The 16,892-nt window shown below is 66.5% G+C and carries 15 protein-coding genes; 6 read left to right on the top strand and 9 right to left on the bottom strand.

All coding sequences use genetic code 11. The features are described 5' to 3' along the window. The first annotated feature begins 15 nt into the window (after positions 1-15). The 6 genes from HU825_RS17190 (at position 16) to mdoH (ending at position 9,011) form a co-directional block, all read left to right on the top strand. Positions 16-558, top strand: coding sequence for a DUF3087 domain-containing protein (locus tag HU825_RS17190; RefSeq protein WP_043297238.1), 543 nt, complete (start codon positions 16-18; stop codon positions 556-558). 147 nt (positions 559-705) lie between these two features. Then, on the top strand, positions 706-1,404 hold the full coding sequence (locus tag HU825_RS17185) for a pirin family protein (protein WP_077682955.1): 699 nt from the start codon (positions 706-708) through the stop codon (positions 1,402-1,404). A 93-nt stretch (positions 1,405-1,497) separates the two neighbouring features. After that, positions 1,498-2,097, top strand: coding sequence for an NAD(P)H:quinone oxidoreductase (gene wrbA / locus HU825_RS17180; protein ID WP_156714966.1), 600 nt, complete (start codon positions 1,498-1,500; stop codon positions 2,095-2,097). 297 nt (positions 2,098-2,394) lie between these two features. After that, the gene (bglX, locus tag HU825_RS17175) at positions 2,395-4,683 is read left to right on the top strand and encodes a beta-glucosidase BglX (protein WP_234303419.1); all 2,289 of its coding nucleotides are present in this window, start codon (positions 2,395-2,397) and stop codon (positions 4,681-4,683) included. Between the two features lie 262 nt (positions 4,684-4,945). After that, entirely contained in the window at positions 4,946-6,463 is a 1,518-nt protein-coding gene (locus tag HU825_RS17170; RefSeq protein WP_077682957.1) for a glucan biosynthesis protein G, read from the top strand. Then, on the top strand, positions 6,456-9,011 hold the full coding sequence (gene mdoH, locus HU825_RS17165) for a glucans biosynthesis glucosyltransferase MdoH (protein WP_102829614.1): 2,556 nt from the start codon (positions 6,456-6,458) through the stop codon (positions 9,009-9,011). Before HU825_RS17170 ends, mdoH begins: the two co-directional genes overlap by 8 nt. A gap of 128 nt (positions 9,012-9,139) precedes the next feature. Here mdoH and HU825_RS17160 read toward each other — a convergent pair whose 3' ends face one another. The 9 genes from HU825_RS17160 to HU825_RS17120 form a co-directional block, all read right to left on the bottom strand. Then, positions 9,140-9,814, bottom strand: coding sequence for a c-type cytochrome (locus tag HU825_RS17160; RefSeq protein ID WP_102829651.1), 675 nt, complete (start codon positions 9,812-9,814; stop codon positions 9,140-9,142). 14 nt (positions 9,815-9,828) lie between these two features. Beyond that, a complete protein-coding gene (locus tag HU825_RS17155; RefSeq protein WP_431978479.1) occupies positions 9,829-10,650 on the bottom strand; it encodes a copper resistance protein B in 822 nt (273 codons plus the stop codon). A 97-nt stretch (positions 10,651-10,747) separates the two neighbouring features. Beyond that, positions 10,748-11,119, bottom strand: a complete 372-nt coding sequence (locus HU825_RS17150; protein ID WP_234302550.1) for a hypothetical protein — start codon at positions 11,117-11,119, stop codon at positions 10,748-10,750. Positions 11,120-11,130: 11 nt separating this feature from the next. Then, positions 11,131-12,891, bottom strand: coding sequence for a copper resistance system multicopper oxidase (locus HU825_RS17145; RefSeq protein ID WP_234302549.1), 1,761 nt, complete (start codon positions 12,889-12,891; stop codon positions 11,131-11,133). Positions 12,892-13,036: 145 nt separating this feature from the next. Further along, a complete protein-coding gene (locus HU825_RS17140; protein WP_077682962.1) occupies positions 13,037-13,387 on the bottom strand; it encodes a DUF3147 family protein in 351 nt (116 codons plus the stop codon). Between the two features lie 32 nt (positions 13,388-13,419). Next, positions 13,420-13,866, bottom strand: a complete 447-nt coding sequence (locus HU825_RS17135) for a DUF411 domain-containing protein (RefSeq protein WP_008570358.1) — start codon at positions 13,864-13,866, stop codon at positions 13,420-13,422. 21 nt (positions 13,867-13,887) lie between these two features. After that, positions 13,888-14,154 (bottom strand): CopZ family metallochaperone, encoded by a 267-nt coding sequence (locus tag HU825_RS17130; RefSeq protein WP_008570357.1) that lies wholly within the window; start codon positions 14,152-14,154, stop codon positions 13,888-13,890. A gap of 63 nt (positions 14,155-14,217) precedes the next feature. Continuing rightward, a complete protein-coding gene (locus HU825_RS17125; protein WP_234303417.1) occupies positions 14,218-16,479 on the bottom strand; it encodes a heavy metal translocating P-type ATPase in 2,262 nt (753 codons plus the stop codon). A 106-nt stretch (positions 16,480-16,585) separates the two neighbouring features. Next, positions 16,586-16,789: a DUF2933 domain-containing protein gene (locus tag HU825_RS17120; RefSeq protein ID WP_138300148.1), complete on the bottom strand. Its 204-nt coding sequence runs from the start codon at positions 16,787-16,789 to the stop codon at positions 16,586-16,588. Positions 16,790-16,892: the final 103 nt, after the last annotated feature.

Below are 16,892 nucleotides of genomic sequence, written 5' to 3'. Positions count from 1 at the left end.
GCAAAGGAATCCGTCATGGTGGTTTTCGAGATCCAACCGATGAGCGCCGAGCGTTATCGGCAGCAGACGCGACGCAGCACGATGGTGGTCATCGCGATCTTCGCCGTGCTGGCAATGGGGCTTGCCGCGGTGGCGGTGGCGTTGTTCGGCGAGCCGGGCGGCGACAACCTGCGCTGGAACATCGGCGGCGTGCTGGCTGGCTTGCTGCTCACCGTGGTGCTGGTGCGTGCGCTGTTCTGGCAACAACCCTGGATGGCGGCTGCCGCCTATGGCTGGCGGCTCAAGCGCAGCCTGATGAGCGTCACCAACCTGATGCATCAGGTGCAGGCCGGCGTCGCCGCACGTGATCCGCAGGCCATACAGCTGCTGCGTTTCTACCATCTGGGGCTCTCCCAGATGCACCAGCTGGACGGTAACAGCGTCGCGCTCAGCGATGCGACGCGCGAGATCGACCAGCACCGCGAACTGATGGAGTCGCTGGGCATGGACATCGATCAGCGGCAGCTGGATAGCGCCTGGCTGGAGACGGTCAAGCGCTTCCCGGCGGCAAAGAAGTAACGTCTGCGGAGCGGTATCGGACGTAAATAATCGAATTGTTCGATGTTTGGCGCGCGAAAATTGCACTCATTTCGTCATTGAATCAATACATCATGGCTCCACGTTCGCTGCGCCGGCCCCGGCCGGACAGCCTCAAAGGAGATTGCCATGATCGAACTGCGTCCCCATGACAGCCTTGGCCATGCCCATCACGGCTGGCTGAATGCCCGTCACCATTTTTCCTTCGCCGACTATCACGACCCGGCACGCATGCACTGGGGCCGGCTGCGCGTCTGGAACGACGACACGATCGCACCGCAGTCCGGTTTCCCCGCGCATCCGCACCGCGACATGGAAATCATCACCTACGTGCGCCAGGGCGCCATCACCCACGAGGACAGCCTGGGCAATCGCGGCCGCACGGTTGCCGGCGATGTGCAGGTCATGAGCGCCGGCACCGGCATCGTCCATAGCGAGTACAACCTCGAGGACGAGGAAACCCGCATCTTCCAGATCTGGATCTTCCCCGAGCGCTCCGGCCTGGCGCCGTCCTGGGGCACCCGGCCGTTTCCCCGCGGCGAGCGTGCCGGCGCGTTCGTCACGCTGGCCAGCGGCATACCGGACGATGCCGAGGTGCTGCCGATCCGTGCCAACGCACGATTGGTGGCGGCGACGCTGGCGGCCGGGCAAAGCGCCGACTATTCCATAGGGAACGGCCGCAAGGTCTATCTGGTGCCCGCCAGTGGGCGCCTCGACATCAACGGCGTGCAGGCCGCGGCCGGTGACGGCGTGGCGGTGCGCGATGAAGCGCAACTGACCGTCACGGCGTTGGAAGACAGCGAGATCGTGTTGGTTGACGTGACCTGAGCCGGATTGACGTTGCACCTGTTTCACCGGGTTGCCGGAACGATGGACAACCCGCACTTTCAGAAACCCCGAACCCTCCCAGGAGATAGCAAGATGGCGAAGATTCTCGTGCTGTATCACTCGATGTACGGCCATATCGAAACGATGGCCAATGCCGTGGCCGAGGGCGCGCGCCGCGTCGCCGGTGCCGAGGTGACCATCAAGCGCGTGCCGGAAACCATGCCGGCCGAGATATTCAAGAATGCCGGCGGCAAGAGCGATCAGGCCGCGCCCGTGGCGAGCCCGGCCGAACTGCCCGACTACGACGCGATCATCTTCGGTACGCCGACCCGCTTCGGCAACATGTCCGGGCAGATGCGCAATTTCCTCGACCAGACCGGCGGCCTGTGGGCCAAGGGCGCGTTGCATGGCAAGGTGGCCAGCGTGTTCAGCTCGACCGGCACCGGCGGCGGCCAGGAGATGACCATCACCTCGACCTGGACCACCCTGGCGCACCACGGAATGATCATCGTGCCGATCGGTTATGGCACCAGCGAGCTGTTCGACATCTCCGAAACCAATGGCGGCACACCCTATGGCGCCACCACCATCGCCGGCGGCGACGGCTCTCGCCAGCCTTCGCAGAAGGAGCTGAACATTGCGCGCTTCCAGGGCGAGCACGTCGCCAAGCTGACGGTGAAGCTCAAGGGCTGAGGCTGCGCCGCCGTTCCCGTGCCGCGCGCCTGCGCGGCGTTGCTGCACCCGCCGTGCCGGCTGTCCGCTGGTGCGGCGTTCCCCCCTGTTGAAAGCCGGGCGGCCGCCTGGCCGTTCGGCCCTTCTCCTGTTTGGCGACGCCCCTCTGGTTTGTCCGGGGTCCGGCGCGTCATACTTCTGCGCCGAGCGCTCGGTGTGGTCGCATGCATCCTGCGGCGCCGAGGTCTCATTTAGCGGTCGTAGCGACCGTACCTTCCCGCAGCAACGAGATTCCCGATGAAACCCCAACTGCCGTTGGTGAAAAGACTCCCCGTGTTCGGTCTGCTCGCCGGATTTTTCATGCACGCCGCCATCGCCGCCGAGTCTCCTGCGCTGGACGACAAGCAGGCGTTCATCGACAGCCTGATCGAGCGCATGACCCTCGAGGAGAAGATTGGCCAGTTGCGGCTGATCAGCATCGGCGCAGACATGCCGCAGCCGAAGATTCTCGAGGAACTGCAGGCGGGCCACATCGGCGGCACCTTCAATAGCGTCACCCGCCACGACAACCGCCCCATGCAGGAAGCCGCGCAGCGCAGCCGCCTGGGAATTCCGATCTTCTTCGCTTACGACGTGGTGCATGGTCACCGCACGATCTTCCCGATCGGCCTCGGCCTGGCGTCGAGCTGGAATCTGCCGACCATCGCCCGCAGCGGTCGCGTGGCGGCCATCGAGGCCAGCGCCGACGGCCTGGACATGACCTTCGCGCCAACCGTGGACATTTCCCGCGACCCGCGCTGGGGGCGCACCTCCGAAGGCTTCGGCGAAGATCCGTATCTGGTTTCGGAAATCGCCCGCACGATGGTCAAGGCTTATCAGGGCGAATCCGTCGCGGCGCCGAACAGCATCATGGCAAGCGTCAAGCATTTCGCGCTGTACGGCGCGGTGGAGGGCGGGCGCGACTACAACGTGGTCGATATGAGCCCGATGCGCATGCACCAGGACTTCCTCCCGCCGTACCGCGCGGCCGTGGAGGCGGGCGCTGGTGGCGTGATGGTCGCGCTGAACGCCATCAACGGCGTGCCGGCGAGCGCCAACAGCTGGCTGCTGCGTGACCTGTTGCGCCGCGACTGGGGCTTTCGCGGGGTGACCGTCAGCGACCACGGCGCGATCAGCGAGCTGCTGCGCCACGGCGTCGCGCAGGACGGGCGCGAGGCGGCGCGGCTTGCGCTCAAGGCGGGCATCGACATGAGCATGGCCGACTCGCTGTACCGCGACGAACTGCCCGGGCTGGTACGTGATGGCGAAGTCGAGATCGGCGAGATCGACGCTGCGGTGCGCGAGGTGCTGGGCGCCAAGTACGACATGGGCCTGTTCCACGATCCGCTGCGGCGCATCGGTGCAGCCGCCGACGATCCGCAGGACGTCAATGCCGAGAGCCGTTTGCACCGGGCGGAGGCGCGTGCGGTGGCGCGCGAATCGCTGGTGCTGCTGGAGAACCGCGCGCAGACGCTGCCGCTGAAGAAAAGCGGCACCATCGCACTGGTCGGCCCGCTGGCCGATTCGCCGCTCGACATGCTCGGCAGCTGGTCGGCCGCCGGTGTTGCCGCGCAGGCGGTGACGCTGCGTCAGGGGCTGACCGCGGCACTGGCCGGCAAGGCGACGCTGCTCCATGCCCGCGGCGCCAACATTACCGACGATCCGCACCTCGTCGAATACCTGAACTTCCTCAACTGGGACACGCCCGAAGTGGTGCAGGACCCGCGCCCGGCCGCGCAGATGATCGCCGAAGCGGTCGCTGCCGCCGAACGTGCCGATGTGGTGATTGCCGCCGTCGGTGAATCGCGCGGCATGTCCCACGAGAGTTCGAGCCGCACCAGTCTGCAGATTCCACCCAGCCAGCAGGCGCTGCTACGCGCGCTCAAGGCAACCGGCAAGCCGCTGGTGCTGGTGCTGATGAACGGCCGGCCGTTGGAGCTTGGCTGGGCCAAGGCCAACGCTGATGCGATCCTGGAAACCTGGTTCAGCGGCACCGAAGGCGGTCATGCGATCGCCGACGTGCTGTTCGGCGACTACAACCCTTCCGGCAAGCTGCCGATCTCCTTTCCGCGTTCGGTGGGACAGATTCCCACCTACTACAATCACCTGCGCGTCGGGCGCCCCTATGTCGAGGGCAAGCCGGGCAACTACACCTCGCAGTACTTCGAGGAACCCACCGGCCCGCTGTACCCGTTCGGCTACGGCCTGAGCTATACCGATTTCGAGCTGTCGCACGTGTCGCTGTCGAGTGCCGAGCTGCGCCTGCCGGGCACCTTGCAGGCGAGCGTGAAGGTGAAGAACAGCGGTTCGCGTGACGGTGCTGCGGTGGTCCAGCTGTACATCCGCGATCAGGTGGCGTCGGTGATTCGCCCGGTCAAAGAACTCAAGGCGTTTCGCAAGGTCATGCTCAAGGCCAGCGAGGAGCGTGAGGTCCGCTTCGACATCGGCGAGAAAGATCTGCGGTTCTTCAATGCCCAGCTGCGGCAGGTGGCCGAGCCTGGCGAATTCGAGGTGCAGATCGGGCTCGATTCGCAGCAGGTACGCAGCGCCGCATTCATCTTGCGCTGAGTGACTGTGACGCCCGCCTGCCGCCGGCTTGCCGATGCGGCAGCTGGCCGCAGGTAAGGTGCGCGACCATCTATCCGGCCTGTGTCCGGCGTGGGATGATGCGCCGCCTCGATTGACCCGGCGCGGGAATCATTTAACCCGACGGCAGACCAACAGACAGACCGGCGCCGATCGATGGCCGGCATCATCGTGAAAATCAGGAGGGGATGTGTCACGAAACATTGGTTTCAGGGCAGGCACGCGTAGCGGACGCCTGCTGGGCATGGCGCTGGGCCTGTCCATGAGTCTGTTTGCCGGCAACGGCTGGGCATTCGGCCTTGACGACGTGGCGAAGAAGGCCGAGGAGCTGGCGGCTGCCAACTACGCCGCGCCGCAAAGCAACCTGCCGGAAGTGTTCCGCAGCATGGCGTTCGCCGACTACCAGCAACTGCGTTTCCGTCCCGACAAGGCGCTCTGGCACGACGCGAAGACCCCGTTCGAGGTGCAGTTCTATCACCAGGGCATGCATTTCAACGTCCCGGTGAAGATCAACGAGATCACCAGCAAGGGCGTCAAGGAAGTCCGCTACGACCCGCAGATGTTCGATTTCGGCCAGGTACAGATCGAACCTGCCGCCCTGGAGAACCTCGGTTTCGCCGGCTTCAAGGTGCTTTATCCGCTGAACGAGCCAAAAAAGGCCGATGAGCTGATCACCCTGCTCGGCGCCAGCTATTTTCGCGTGATCGGCAAGGGTCAGGTCTACGGCCTCTCGGCGCGGGGATTGGCCATCGACACCGCCTTGCCGAGCGGCGAGGAGTTTCCGAGCTTCCGTGAATTCTGGATCGAGCGGCCGCAGGCCGACCGGCGCAACCTGGTGATCTACGCACTGCTGGATTCGCCGCGCGCCACCGGTGCCTATCGCATGGTGGTGACGCCAGGCAAGGACAGCACCGTCGACGTGCAGGCGCGGGTTTACCTGCGCGAGCCCGTGGAAAAGCTCGGGCTCGGCGCGCTTACCAGCATGTACCTGTTCGGCGCCAACCAGCCGAGCGTGCAGCGCAACTACCGTCCGCAGCTGCATGATTCCGAAGGCCTGGCGATTCATGCTGGCAACGGCGAGTGGATCTGGCGACCGCTGAACAACCCCAAGCGCCTGAACATCAGCAGCTACAGCGTGGAGAATCCGCGTGGTTTCGGTCTGTTGCAGCGCACCCGCGATTTCGGCCGCTACGAGGATCTGGACGACCGCTACGAGCTGCGCCCCAGCGGTTGGGTCGAGCCGACCGGCGATTGGGGCAAGGGGCACGTCGAGCTGATCGAAATCCCCACGCCGGATGAGACCAACGACAACATCGTCGCCTTCTGGGTACCCGAGCAGCGCCCGGAGCCCGGCAAGCCGCTGGACTTTGCCTATCGCCTGCATTTCACGATGGATGAACCGGCGCTGCACGACCCGGCTCTCGCCTGGGTCAGCCAGACGCGCCTGTCCACTGGCGACGTCAAGCAGTCGAACCTGATCCGCCAGCCTGACGGCAGCATCGCGCTGATCGTCGATTTCGTCGGCCCCAACCTTGCAGCGCTGCCGGCCGATGCGCCGGTGAGCACCCGGGTGAGTACCGACGACAACGCCGAACTGGTGGAAAACAGCCTGCGCTACAACCCGGTGAGCAAGGGCTGGCGCCTGACGCTGCGACTGAAAGTGCGCGATCCGGCGCGTCCGGTCGAGCTGCGCGCTGCACTGGTGGAAGGCGAGAAGACGCTTTCCGAAACCTGGAGCTACCAGATTCCGATCCATGAATAACCTGGCGTCAGCGTCCCTCGGCGGACACTATCTCGATCAACTGCCGCTGGCCGACGCCGAGCGCCAGGCGCTGGCCGATGAGGTCGCGCGCGAGGGCGGCACGCTCGACGACCTGCATCGCGTCCTCGCTCAGCAGACGCCGGACACCGCGCCCGGCGTGCCGCCTTCGGCCGGTGCGCTGGGCTCGGTCGCGGCGCGGCTGAAGCTCGGCTGGGGCGATACCTTCGAGCGTGGGCGTGCGCTGATGCGCGATCACCAGGCGCGCGTCTGCATCCGCTCGACGCCGCCGATCGTGCGTACCCGCATGGTGCCCGAGCCGTGGCACACCAACGTGCTGCGCCTGAGCTGGTGGCGCCTGCTGCGCAAGAAAAACCGCGCCGTGGAGGTGCCGCCGCCGGTCGAGCGCGACTCGCGCTGGCGCCAGGTGGTTGCCCTGCGCCGGACGTTGCTGCTGACGCTGATGCTGGTGCAGACCGTCATTGCCACCTGGCACATGAAGTCCGTGCTGCCCTATCAGGGCTGGGCATTGGTCGATCTGCAGGAGGTATTCCAGCAGCCGTGGCAGGAATCGGCGCGGCAGATCCTGCCCTACGTGGTGCAGACGAGCATCCTGCTGCTGTTCGCCTTGCTGTTCTGCTGGGTATCGGTGGGCTTCTGGACGGCACTGATGGGCTTCTTCCAGCTGCTCAAGGGCCGCGACCGCTACAACATTTCCGCCAGCACGCTGGGCAACGAACCGATCCCACGCGAAGCGCGCACCGCGCTGGTGATGCCCATCGCCAACGAAGACGTGCCGCGAGTATTCGCCGGTCTGCGCGCGACCTACGAATCGCTGCTGGCCACCGGGCAGATCGAGCACTTCGACATCTTCGTGCTCAGCGACAGCAACGATCCCGATATCTGCGTAGCCGAGCAGAAGGCCTGGCTGGAGCTGTGTCGCGAGGTCGACGGCTTCGGCCATATTTTCTACCGCCGGCGCCGGCGCCGGGTGAAGCGCAAGAGCGGCAACATCGACGACTTCTGCCGTCGCTGGGGCAGCAGCTACCGCTACATGGTGGTGCTCGATGCCGACAGCGTGATGAGCGGCGATTGCCTGACCAGCCTGGTGCGGCTGATGGAGGCCAATCCGTCCGCCGGCATCATTCAGACGGCGCCCACCGCATCGGGCATGGACACCCTCTATGCGCGCATGCAGCAGTTCGCCACGCGCGTCTACGGCCCGCTGTTCACCGCCGGACTCAACTTCTGGCAGCTGGGCGAATCGCATTACTGGGGGCATAACGCGATCATCCGGGTCAAGCCGTTCATCGAGCACTGCGCGCTGGCGCCGTTGCCGGGCAAGGGCTCGTTCGCCGGTGCCATCCTCTCCCACGACTTCGTCGAGGCCGCGTTGATGCGCCGCGCCGGCTGGGGTGTGTGGATCGCCTATGACCTGCCGGGTAGCTACGAGGAACTGCCGCCCAACCTGCTCGACGAACTCAAGCGCGACCGTCGCTGGTGCCACGGCAACCTGATGAACTTCCGCCTGTTCCTGGTCAAGGGCATGCACACCGTGCACCGCTTCGTGTTCCTCACCGGCGTGATGTCCTACCTGTCGGCGCCGCTGTGGTTCATCTTCCTGGTGCTGTCCACCGGCCTGCTGGCGATTCACACCCTGATGGTGCCGGAGTACTTCCTGCAGCCGAACCAGCTCTATCCGCTGTGGCCGCAGTGGCATCCGGAAGAGGCCATCATGCTGTTCTCGGCCACGCTGACGCTGCTGTTCCTGCCCAAGCTGTTGAGCGTACTGCTCATCTGGATCAAGGGCGCGAACGAGTACGGTGGGCGGCTGCGGCTGCTGCTGTCGATGCTGCTGGAGTCGCTGTTCTCGATGCTGGCGGCGCCGGTGCGCATGCTGTTCCACACGGTGTTCGTCACCGCCGCGTTCCTCGGCTGGTCGGTGCAGTGGCAGTCGCCGCAACGTGCCGACAACGCCACCCCGTGGAGCGAGGCCCTACGGCGGCATGGTCCGCAGATGCTGCTGGGCGTGCTCTGGACAGCACTGGTGGCCTGGCTCGACCCGGCGTTCCTGTGGTGGCTGGCGCCGATCGTCGGCTCGCTGATCCTCTCGGCGCCGGTGTCGGTGATTACCAGCCGTACCGGGTTGGGGCTGGCGGCGCTGCGGCGCAAGCTGTTCCTGATTCCCGAGGAGTTCAATCCGCCGCAGGAGCTGGCGGCGACCGATCGCTACGCCCGCGAGAACCACGACAACGCCCTGCACGACGGCTTCATCGCCGCGACGGTGGACCCGCTGTACAACGCGCTGGTCTGTGGAATGGCGCGTGCGCGCCACGCCAAGGTGGTGCCGGCGGCCGAGCAGTTGCGCGAGCAGCGCATGCAGCAGATTCTCGAAGCCGGCCCCGATGGTGCTGCCGAAGCGGCGCGCTGGCGTCTGCTCAACGACCCCAACGGCATGGCGCGCCTTCATCAGCGCATCTGGCAGGATCCGCGCTATCAGGCCTGGCACGACGCCTACCAGCGCTCCAGGGCATCGTCCGCCGGCTCCTGAAACCGCAACTGGCCACGTTGCCCGGCAACGTGGCCAGTGCGTCCCCTCGAACCCGCGCGCAGCGGGTTCGCTTCGAAGAGCCGGGCTGAGCTGGCTCGTCTTCTCTGCGTTTCCCGAGTGCCCTGTGTTCAGTGCAGGTGCTGGCTGCCGTCGGCGTGCCGGTGCACGTTGCGCTGGACGGTGGTATCGGGTGCATCGGCGGGAGGGTGATGGGTGCCTTCGGTCGGTGCGTCGTGGCTGGAATGCTGGCCGCTGTGGTCGTGCATGTCGGCTTCCCCGCCGCCATGCTGGTGGCCTTCACTCTGCGCGACCAGCGCGCGGTATTGCGCCACGTCGAGCTGTGGCAGACGTTCGAGAAACGCCACCATACCCCAGATGTACGGGTCGCTCATGCTCTTGCCCCAGGCCGGCATGCCACTGGCCTTGATGCCGTGCTTGATGATCCAGAAGGCGCGCGCGGGATCGCCGCCGGTGCCGAATTGGTGAAGCTGGCGTGGCGCGGGGTAGAGGCTCGCGCTCAGTTCCGTGTCGCTCATGCCCGGCGCCAGATGGCAGCCGATGCACATGGCGCGGTAGTTGCCCGCACCCGAACGGATCAGCGCCGCATCGTTTAGATCAGGCACGTCGATGCTCCGACTGCGCACGGCGATCGAGCGCTCACGGGCGATTTCCAGCAGGCGCTCGACCACTTGCGAGTGCGGCGCATCGGCGGCGACGTTGAAGACACCGGAGTAGATGGCGCCGCCACCGACGACGGCCAGCACGGCGCCGGCCAGCGCCAAAGTCTTGATTGTTGTTTTCATGCGTGCGGCTTTGCTCAAAACCAGAATCGTATGCCGGCGACCAGGCGGGTGTCGCTGACATCCTCGTCTTCGTCACGCAGCAGGTCGGCGGTGTTGCCATAGGCGCGATTCCAGGTAACGCCGATGTAGGGCGCGAACTGGCGATTGATCTCGTAGCGCAGGCGCACTCCGAAGCCCGCATCGCTGAGCCCCGAACCGACACCACGGGCCTCGTCGTTGCGCCCGTGCAGGTTGAGTTCGGCGGTGGGTTGCAGCACCCAGCGCTGGGTCAGCAGGATGTCGTACTCGGCCTCCAGGCGCAGCGCGCTCTGGCCGCCTTCGCCGAGAAAGGCGGTGACTTCGGTTTCCAGGCCGAACAGCGGCATGCCCTGCACGCCGAAGGCCGCCCAGGTCTGCGGCGAGCCAGGCTTGAAGTCCTGGCGCACGCCGGCAACGGTTTCCCACCAGGGGCCGACGGCATGGCTCCAGAGCAGCTGCAGCTCGGCTTCTTCGGTATGACCGTCGGTGCGCTCGCCCTCGGAACGGAAGGCCAGGCGGTCGATGTCACCGCCATACCAGCCGGAGATATCCCAGGCCAGCGCGCTGCCTTCATCGGCGTCCTGCCATTCCAGTTGATCGGCCAGGAACAGGAAGTGGCTCCCTCCCTGGTGCATCGCGTGTGGCGGCAGGTCTGGGAAGGCGGCGGCGCGATCCGCATCGCTGAGCGGCGGCACTGATGCGGCCGGCGACGGGGCGGAGACGGGCGGATGCGCCATCGAGCCGTGATCCATGCCGTCATGTTGCATCGGGCTGTGTTGTGCCGCTCCGGCGTGGCTGTCATGCGCGGAATGATCCATGCCCTGCTGCGCCTGTGCCGTCGCCGCCACCATGCCGGCGGCCAGGGCGAGAACCAGCTTCGCCCCGGCAGCGCCGGCAATGCCGATCAGTTGCCGCTCAGCGGTCACGTGGTTTGTCCTTGGCGTTCCCCTTGGACGGGTTCTTGTCCCGTTGGCTGTTCTCCATGTTGCGATGCTCCAGGCCCTGACCCTGATTCACGTCACGGTGCTGCATGCTCTGGCCCATGTTGTCGTGGTCCATCATCTGGCCATTGCCCATGTGCTCGTCGTGCATCTGCATCATGTTGCCCTGATCCATGCCTTGCTTGGCAGCGCCTCGCTGCTGCTGGGCCGGGTCGGCTTGCGAGGTGGCCGGCGTTATCTCGGGATGGTGGCCGTCGTGCTGGTTCTGCTGTGCCTGCGCGGTGGTCAGCTGCAAGGCGGCAGCCAGGCCGCAGGCGATCAGGATGTTTTGCTTGAGCGTGTTCATAGATTTCTCCTTCACTCTTCTACGCGGACTTCGCGGAACATCCCGAGGTCCATGTGCATCAGCATATGGCAGTGGTAGGCCCAGCGCCCGAGGGCGTCGGCGGTGACACGGTAACTGCGTCTCGCGCCCGGCGGCATATCGATGGTGTGCTTGCGTACGAGGAAATTGCCGTGCTCGTCCTCCAGGTCGCTCCATAGCCCATGCAGGTGGATGGGGTGGTGCATCATGGTGTCGTTGACCAGCACGATGCGCACGCGCTCGCCGTACTGCAGACGGATCGGCTCGGCATCGGCGAAAGGGATGCCGTCGAATGACCAAGAGAAACGCTCCATGTGGCCGGTCAGGTGCAGCTCGAGGGTACGGCTCGGCTGACGGCCATCCGGATCGGCGAAGCTGCTGCGCAGGTCGGCGTAGGTCAGCACGCGGCGGCCGTTGTCGCGCAGGCCAATGCCCGGATCGTCCAGCTTGGGCACCGGCATCATGGTTTGCATGTCCACCAGCGGGTTGTTCGTCTCGCTGGCCGGGTGCGTCTGCATCGCGGTTTCGGCGTTCGTACCGTGCCCCATGTCGGCGTGTTTCATCTGGCCGTGATCCATGCCGCCATGTTCCATGTCGCTGCCCGTGGAGGCGGCGCCATGCGCGGTGTGATCGCCGTGGCCCATGTCGTCCATGCTCAGTTCGGGGCGCGGATCGGGCTCGGGCACCGGTGCCTGCAGGCCCTGGCGCACCGCCAGGGTGCCGCGAGAAAAGCCCGAGCGGTCCATCGCCTGGGCGAACAGCGTGTAGGCGTCCTGGCTGCCGTCCGGCTCGACGATCACGTCGAGCGTTTCGGCCACCGCCAGGCGCACTTCGTCGACGGTCACCGGTTCGACGTACTGGCCGTCGGCGGCGACCACGGTGAGCTTGAGGCCGGGGATGCGGAAGTCGAAATAGGTCATCGCCGAACCGTTGATGAGCCGCAGGCGAATGCGCTCGCCCGGCTGAAACAGTCCGGTCCAGTTGCCGTCCGGCGCCTGGCCGTTGAGTAGGTAGGTGTAGGTGGCGCCGCTGATGTCGGCGAGATCGGTGGGTGACATGTTCATCTTGGCCCACGCCCAGCGCTCGCTGAAGCTCTCGCGCCAGCCCTTGTCGGCCACGTCTTCGATGAAATCGCCAAGGGTGCGGCGTCCCAGGTTGTAGTAGTCGGCCTGCTTCTTCAGCTTGGCCAGTACCCGCGCCGGGCTCTCGTCGGTCCAGTCGGAGAGGAACACCACGTAGTCGCGCTCGTAGCTGAACGGCTCCGGCTCGATGGGATCGATCACCAGCGGGCCATAGACGCCGAGCTGCTCCTGGAAGGCGGAATGGCTGTGGTACCAGTAGGTGCCGCTCTGCTTCACCTTGAAGCGGTACTCGTACATACCGTCCGGCGCGATACCGGCAAAGCTGAAACCGGGTACGCCGTCCATGTTGGCCGGCAGCAGGATGCCGTGCCAGTGGATGGAGGTGTCGTGGGGCAGGCGGTTGCGCACGCGCAGGGTCACGCTGTCGCCTTCGCGCCAGCGCAGCAGCGGGCCGGGGATGCTGCCGTTGATGGCCATGGCGGTGCGGCGGTTGCCGGTGAAATCCACCGTCATGGCGTCGATGGTCAGATCGAACTCGGTGCCGCTGAGTGTCGTCGGCTGGCCGGGGCTGGTCAGCGCCCAGACGGGCTGGCGCCATAGCCCGAGCCCGGCGAAAGCGCCACCGGCGGCGAGGCTTTTGACGAAGGTGCGCCGAGAGCTATTCGAGTGCATGCAGGTCCTGTTCGATAGTGGCTGTTCGCGCTGCTCCAGCGGACGCGCGCGGCAAACATGTCTGGTCATCATAAGGGCGCTCAGCTGACTCGCAGCTGAGCCGAAGATTACCGTTCTGTCAGCTTGATGTGGCCCGCCCTAGGCGTTACAGCAGCTCGATGCCGAAGCGTCGCAGTACGAGTGCCAGCGCACCGAAGCAGATGACGGTCAGCACCGCGCACGCCAGCAGCGTCGGCCAGAAGCCCAGGCGTGGCAGCAGGCGGGGGAATACGAGAAACATCGGCAGCGTCGGCAGCACGTACCAGAAGGTGTACCAGGCGTGGTTGGCGATCTTCTCGCTCGGCTGCCGCTCGATGTACAGCCAGATCAGGCTGAGCAGGGTGATCAATGGCAGCGCGGCCAGGAAGCCGCCCAGCTTGTCGCTGCGCTTGGCGGCTTCCGAGACCAGCACCACCACGGCGGCGGTCAGCAGGAACTTGGTGACGATCCAGGCCATGGGGGTTCCCCGGTGACGCGCTGCCGCGAGACTCAGCGTACCGGCTGGCTGCCGAGATAATCGCCCATCACCACGTCACGGCCTTGTTCGGTCAGGCCAATCACCTGGTAGCGCTCATGCGGCTGGCCGTAGTCCATGCCCGGCGAGCCGGCCGGCATGCCCGGTACCGCGACGCCGGCGAGATCGTCGCGCTGCTGCAGCTCACGGATCGCCGCGACCGGCACATGGCCTTCGACGAACTTGCCGTCGATCACCCCGGTGTGGCACGAGCCCAGGCGCGGCGCCACGCCCGCGCGCTGCTTGACCGCCGACATGTTGGCCTCGACATGGTCGCGCACCTCGAAGCCGTTGGCTTCCAGATACTTGATCCAGTCCTTGCAGCAGCCGCAGTTGGCGTCGCGATGCACATCGATCACATCGGCGGCGTGTGCCGCGCCGGAGATCAGCAGGGCGGCGAGGGCGGTGAGGTAAGGCTTCATGTACGTCTCCAGATCAGGGTTTCAGCGACAGCCGCAGCCACCGTTGCCGCCGCAGCCAGTCTGCGCGGCGGGGGTGGATGCGGCGGTGTTGATGGCGGCAGGATAGCCGGCTTCGTCGAGCGCGGCGATCAGCGCCGGACTGTCGGCCTGGCCGGCGACACGGGCGAGCCCGGCGGCCAGGTCGACCTCGACGGCGGTGACGCCGGACACGGCCTGCAGCGCTTCGCTGACATGCTTGACGCAATGGCCGCAGGTCATGCCGGTTACCTTGAGTTCGATGCTGTTCATGTGCGTCTCCCAGGATGGTTGCGTGAACGTGGTTGGATGTTCATCCCTGACATTGTGGCAAGGTCAAGCGCTGTCACCGTCGATGGCGGCGTTGCGCAGGCGCAGCGCGTTGAAGACCACCGAGGCGGAACTGACGCTCATCGCCAGCGCGGCGATCATCGGCGACAGCAGGTGACCGGTCAGCGGGTAGAACAGGCCGGCGGCCAGAGGTATGCCCAGGCTGTTGTAGAGGAAGGCGAAGGTCAGGTTCTGGTGCATGTTGCGCACCGTCGCCACCGACAGGCTGCGGGCGCGCAGGATGCCCAGCAGATCGCCCTTGACCAGGGTGACCTGGGCGCTGTTCATCGCCACGTCGGTGCCGGTGCCCATGGCGATGCCGACGTCGGCGCGCGCCAGCGCCGGCGCGTCGTTGATGCCGTCGCCGGCCATCGCCACGCGGTGCCCGGCCTGCTGCAGGGTGGCGGCCAGGCGCTCCTTGTCCTGTGGTTTGACCTCGCCGTGCACCTCCTCGATGCCCAGCTGGCGCGCCACCGAGCGCGCGGTGGTCAGCCCGTCGCCAGTGGCCATGACCACCCGGACGCCATCGGCCTGCAGCCGCTCGACCGCCAGCTTCGAGGTCGGCTTGATCGGATCGGCCACCGCCAGCAGCCCGGCCAGCGTGCCGTCGACCGCCAGGTACATGATGCTCACGCCTTCGGCGCGCAGCGCTTCGGAGCGCTGACGCAGTGCGCCGCTGTCGACGCCGCCCTCATCGAGCAGCGCCGTGTTGCCGAGCAGCAGGCGCCGGCCGGCGACGCGCCCGCGCACGCCGATGCCCGAGGCCGACTCGAAGTGCTCGACCGGGCTCAGTTGCACGCCGGTCCCGCGGGCGCGCTCGACGATGGCGTGGGCCAGCGGGTGCTCGCTGCCCTGATCGAGGCTGGCCGCCAGTTGCAGTACCTCGTCCTCGCCGAAGCCGGGCGCGGCGACCACGCTGTGGAAGGCCGGGCGGCCCTCGGTGAGGGTGCCGGTCTTGTCGACGATCAGCGTGTCGATCTTGCGCAGGTTCTCGATGGCGCTGGCGTCGCGGAACAGCACGCCGCTGCCGGCGGCCTTGCCGGTGGCGACCATCACCGACATCGGCGTGGCCAGCCCCAGCGCGCAGGGGCAGGCGATGATCAGTACCGCGACCGCGTTGATCAGGCCGAACACCCAGCTCGGCTGCGGGCCGAACAGGCCCCAGCCGAAGAAGGTCAGCACGGCGATGGCGATCACTACCAGCACGAACCAGCCGGCGATCAGGTCGGCCAGGCGCTGCATCGGCGCGCGGCTGCGCTGGGCCTGGGCGACCATCTGCACGATCTGCGCGAGCATGGTCGCCGAGCCGACCTTCTGCGCTTCCATCACCAGGCTGCCGTGGGTGTTGAGCGTGGCGCCGATCAACGCGTCGCCGCTGCGCTTGGTCACCGGAAGCGGCTCGCCGGTGAGCATCGACTCGTCCACCGCGCTTTCGCCCTCGAGCACGCGACCGTCCACCGGCACCTTCTCGCCGGGGCGCACGCGCAGGCGGTCGCCGAGGTGAACGTGGGTCAGGGCGATGTCCTCCTCGCTGCCGTCGGCGTTGATCCGCCGCGCGGTCTTCGGCGCCAGGCCGAGCAGCGACTTGATCGCCGCCGAGGTCTGCGAGCGCGCGCGCAGCTCGAGCATCTGGCCGAGCAGGGTCAGCGAGATGATCACCGCCGCCGCCTCGTAGTAGACGCCGATGCGCCCATCCTCCAGGAAAGTCGCCGGGAACAGCTGTGGCGCCAGTGTCGCTGCCACGCTGTAGACATAGGCCGCGGCGGTACCCAGGCCGATCAGCGTCCACATGTTCGGGCTGCGCTGGCGGATCGTCTGCACCCCGCGCACGAAAAACGGCCAGCCAGCCCAGAGCACCACCGGCGTCGCCAGCAGCAGTTCCACCCAGTTCTGCGTGGCGCCGTGGAACAGCGCCAGCGAATGTCCGGCCATCGCCAGCAGGGTGACGATCACCGTCAGCGGCAGGCTCCACCAGAAGCGCCGGGAGAAATCGCGCAGCTCGGGGTTTTCCTGCTCCTCCAGCTCGGGGATCACCGGCTCCAGCGCCATGCCGCACTTGGGGCAGGTGCCGGGGCCGATCTGGCGGATCTCCGGGTGCATCGGGCAGGTGTACTCGGCAGTCGGGTCGGCCGCGACCGCCGCCGCGGGCTCGGCACCGGCATAGCGTTGCGGCTCTGCGACGAAGCGGTCCAGGCAGCGCTGGCTGCAGAAGTGGTAGTCACGCCCGCCATGGCTGGCATGCAGCGGGCTGTCGCCGGCCACCGGCATGCCGCACACCGGATCCTGTTCGGTCGCGGTTTCGGCAGAGTGGGGCGGGTGCGAGTGCTGGGAGGGGCGATGATGCGCGTGTACGTGGGCGTGGTTACCGGACTGGTCAGCGGTCGCCATCGTGGCCTCCGTGTCTGTGGCCGAACAGGTGCAGTAGCGGGCAGAGCAGCAGGATCAGGTAGGGCAGCAGCCGGGCGCCATGCGTCACGTGTTCGCGCAGCAGGTAGAACAGCCCGATCATCGCCAGCATCAGCAGGGCGATGCCGGCGGGGCTGCGCCAGAACGGCTGGGGAGTTCCGCTGCGTTGCATGGCCGGCCTCCGGGATGGATGGCTTCAAGATAGACCTCGCGGCCTTACATGGAGCTGATGAAAAGATTACGTTTCTGTCAGCTGATGGCGTGCGGGCCGCTGC

Origin of the sequence: Pseudomonas phenolilytica (genome assembly GCF_021432765.1) — a bacterium.
Taxonomy (GTDB): Bacteria; Pseudomonadota; Gammaproteobacteria; order Pseudomonadales; family Pseudomonadaceae; genus Stutzerimonas; species Stutzerimonas phenolilytica.
Note: the sequence above shows the minus strand (reverse complement) of the source record. Positions and strands in the feature narration are given on the sequence as shown.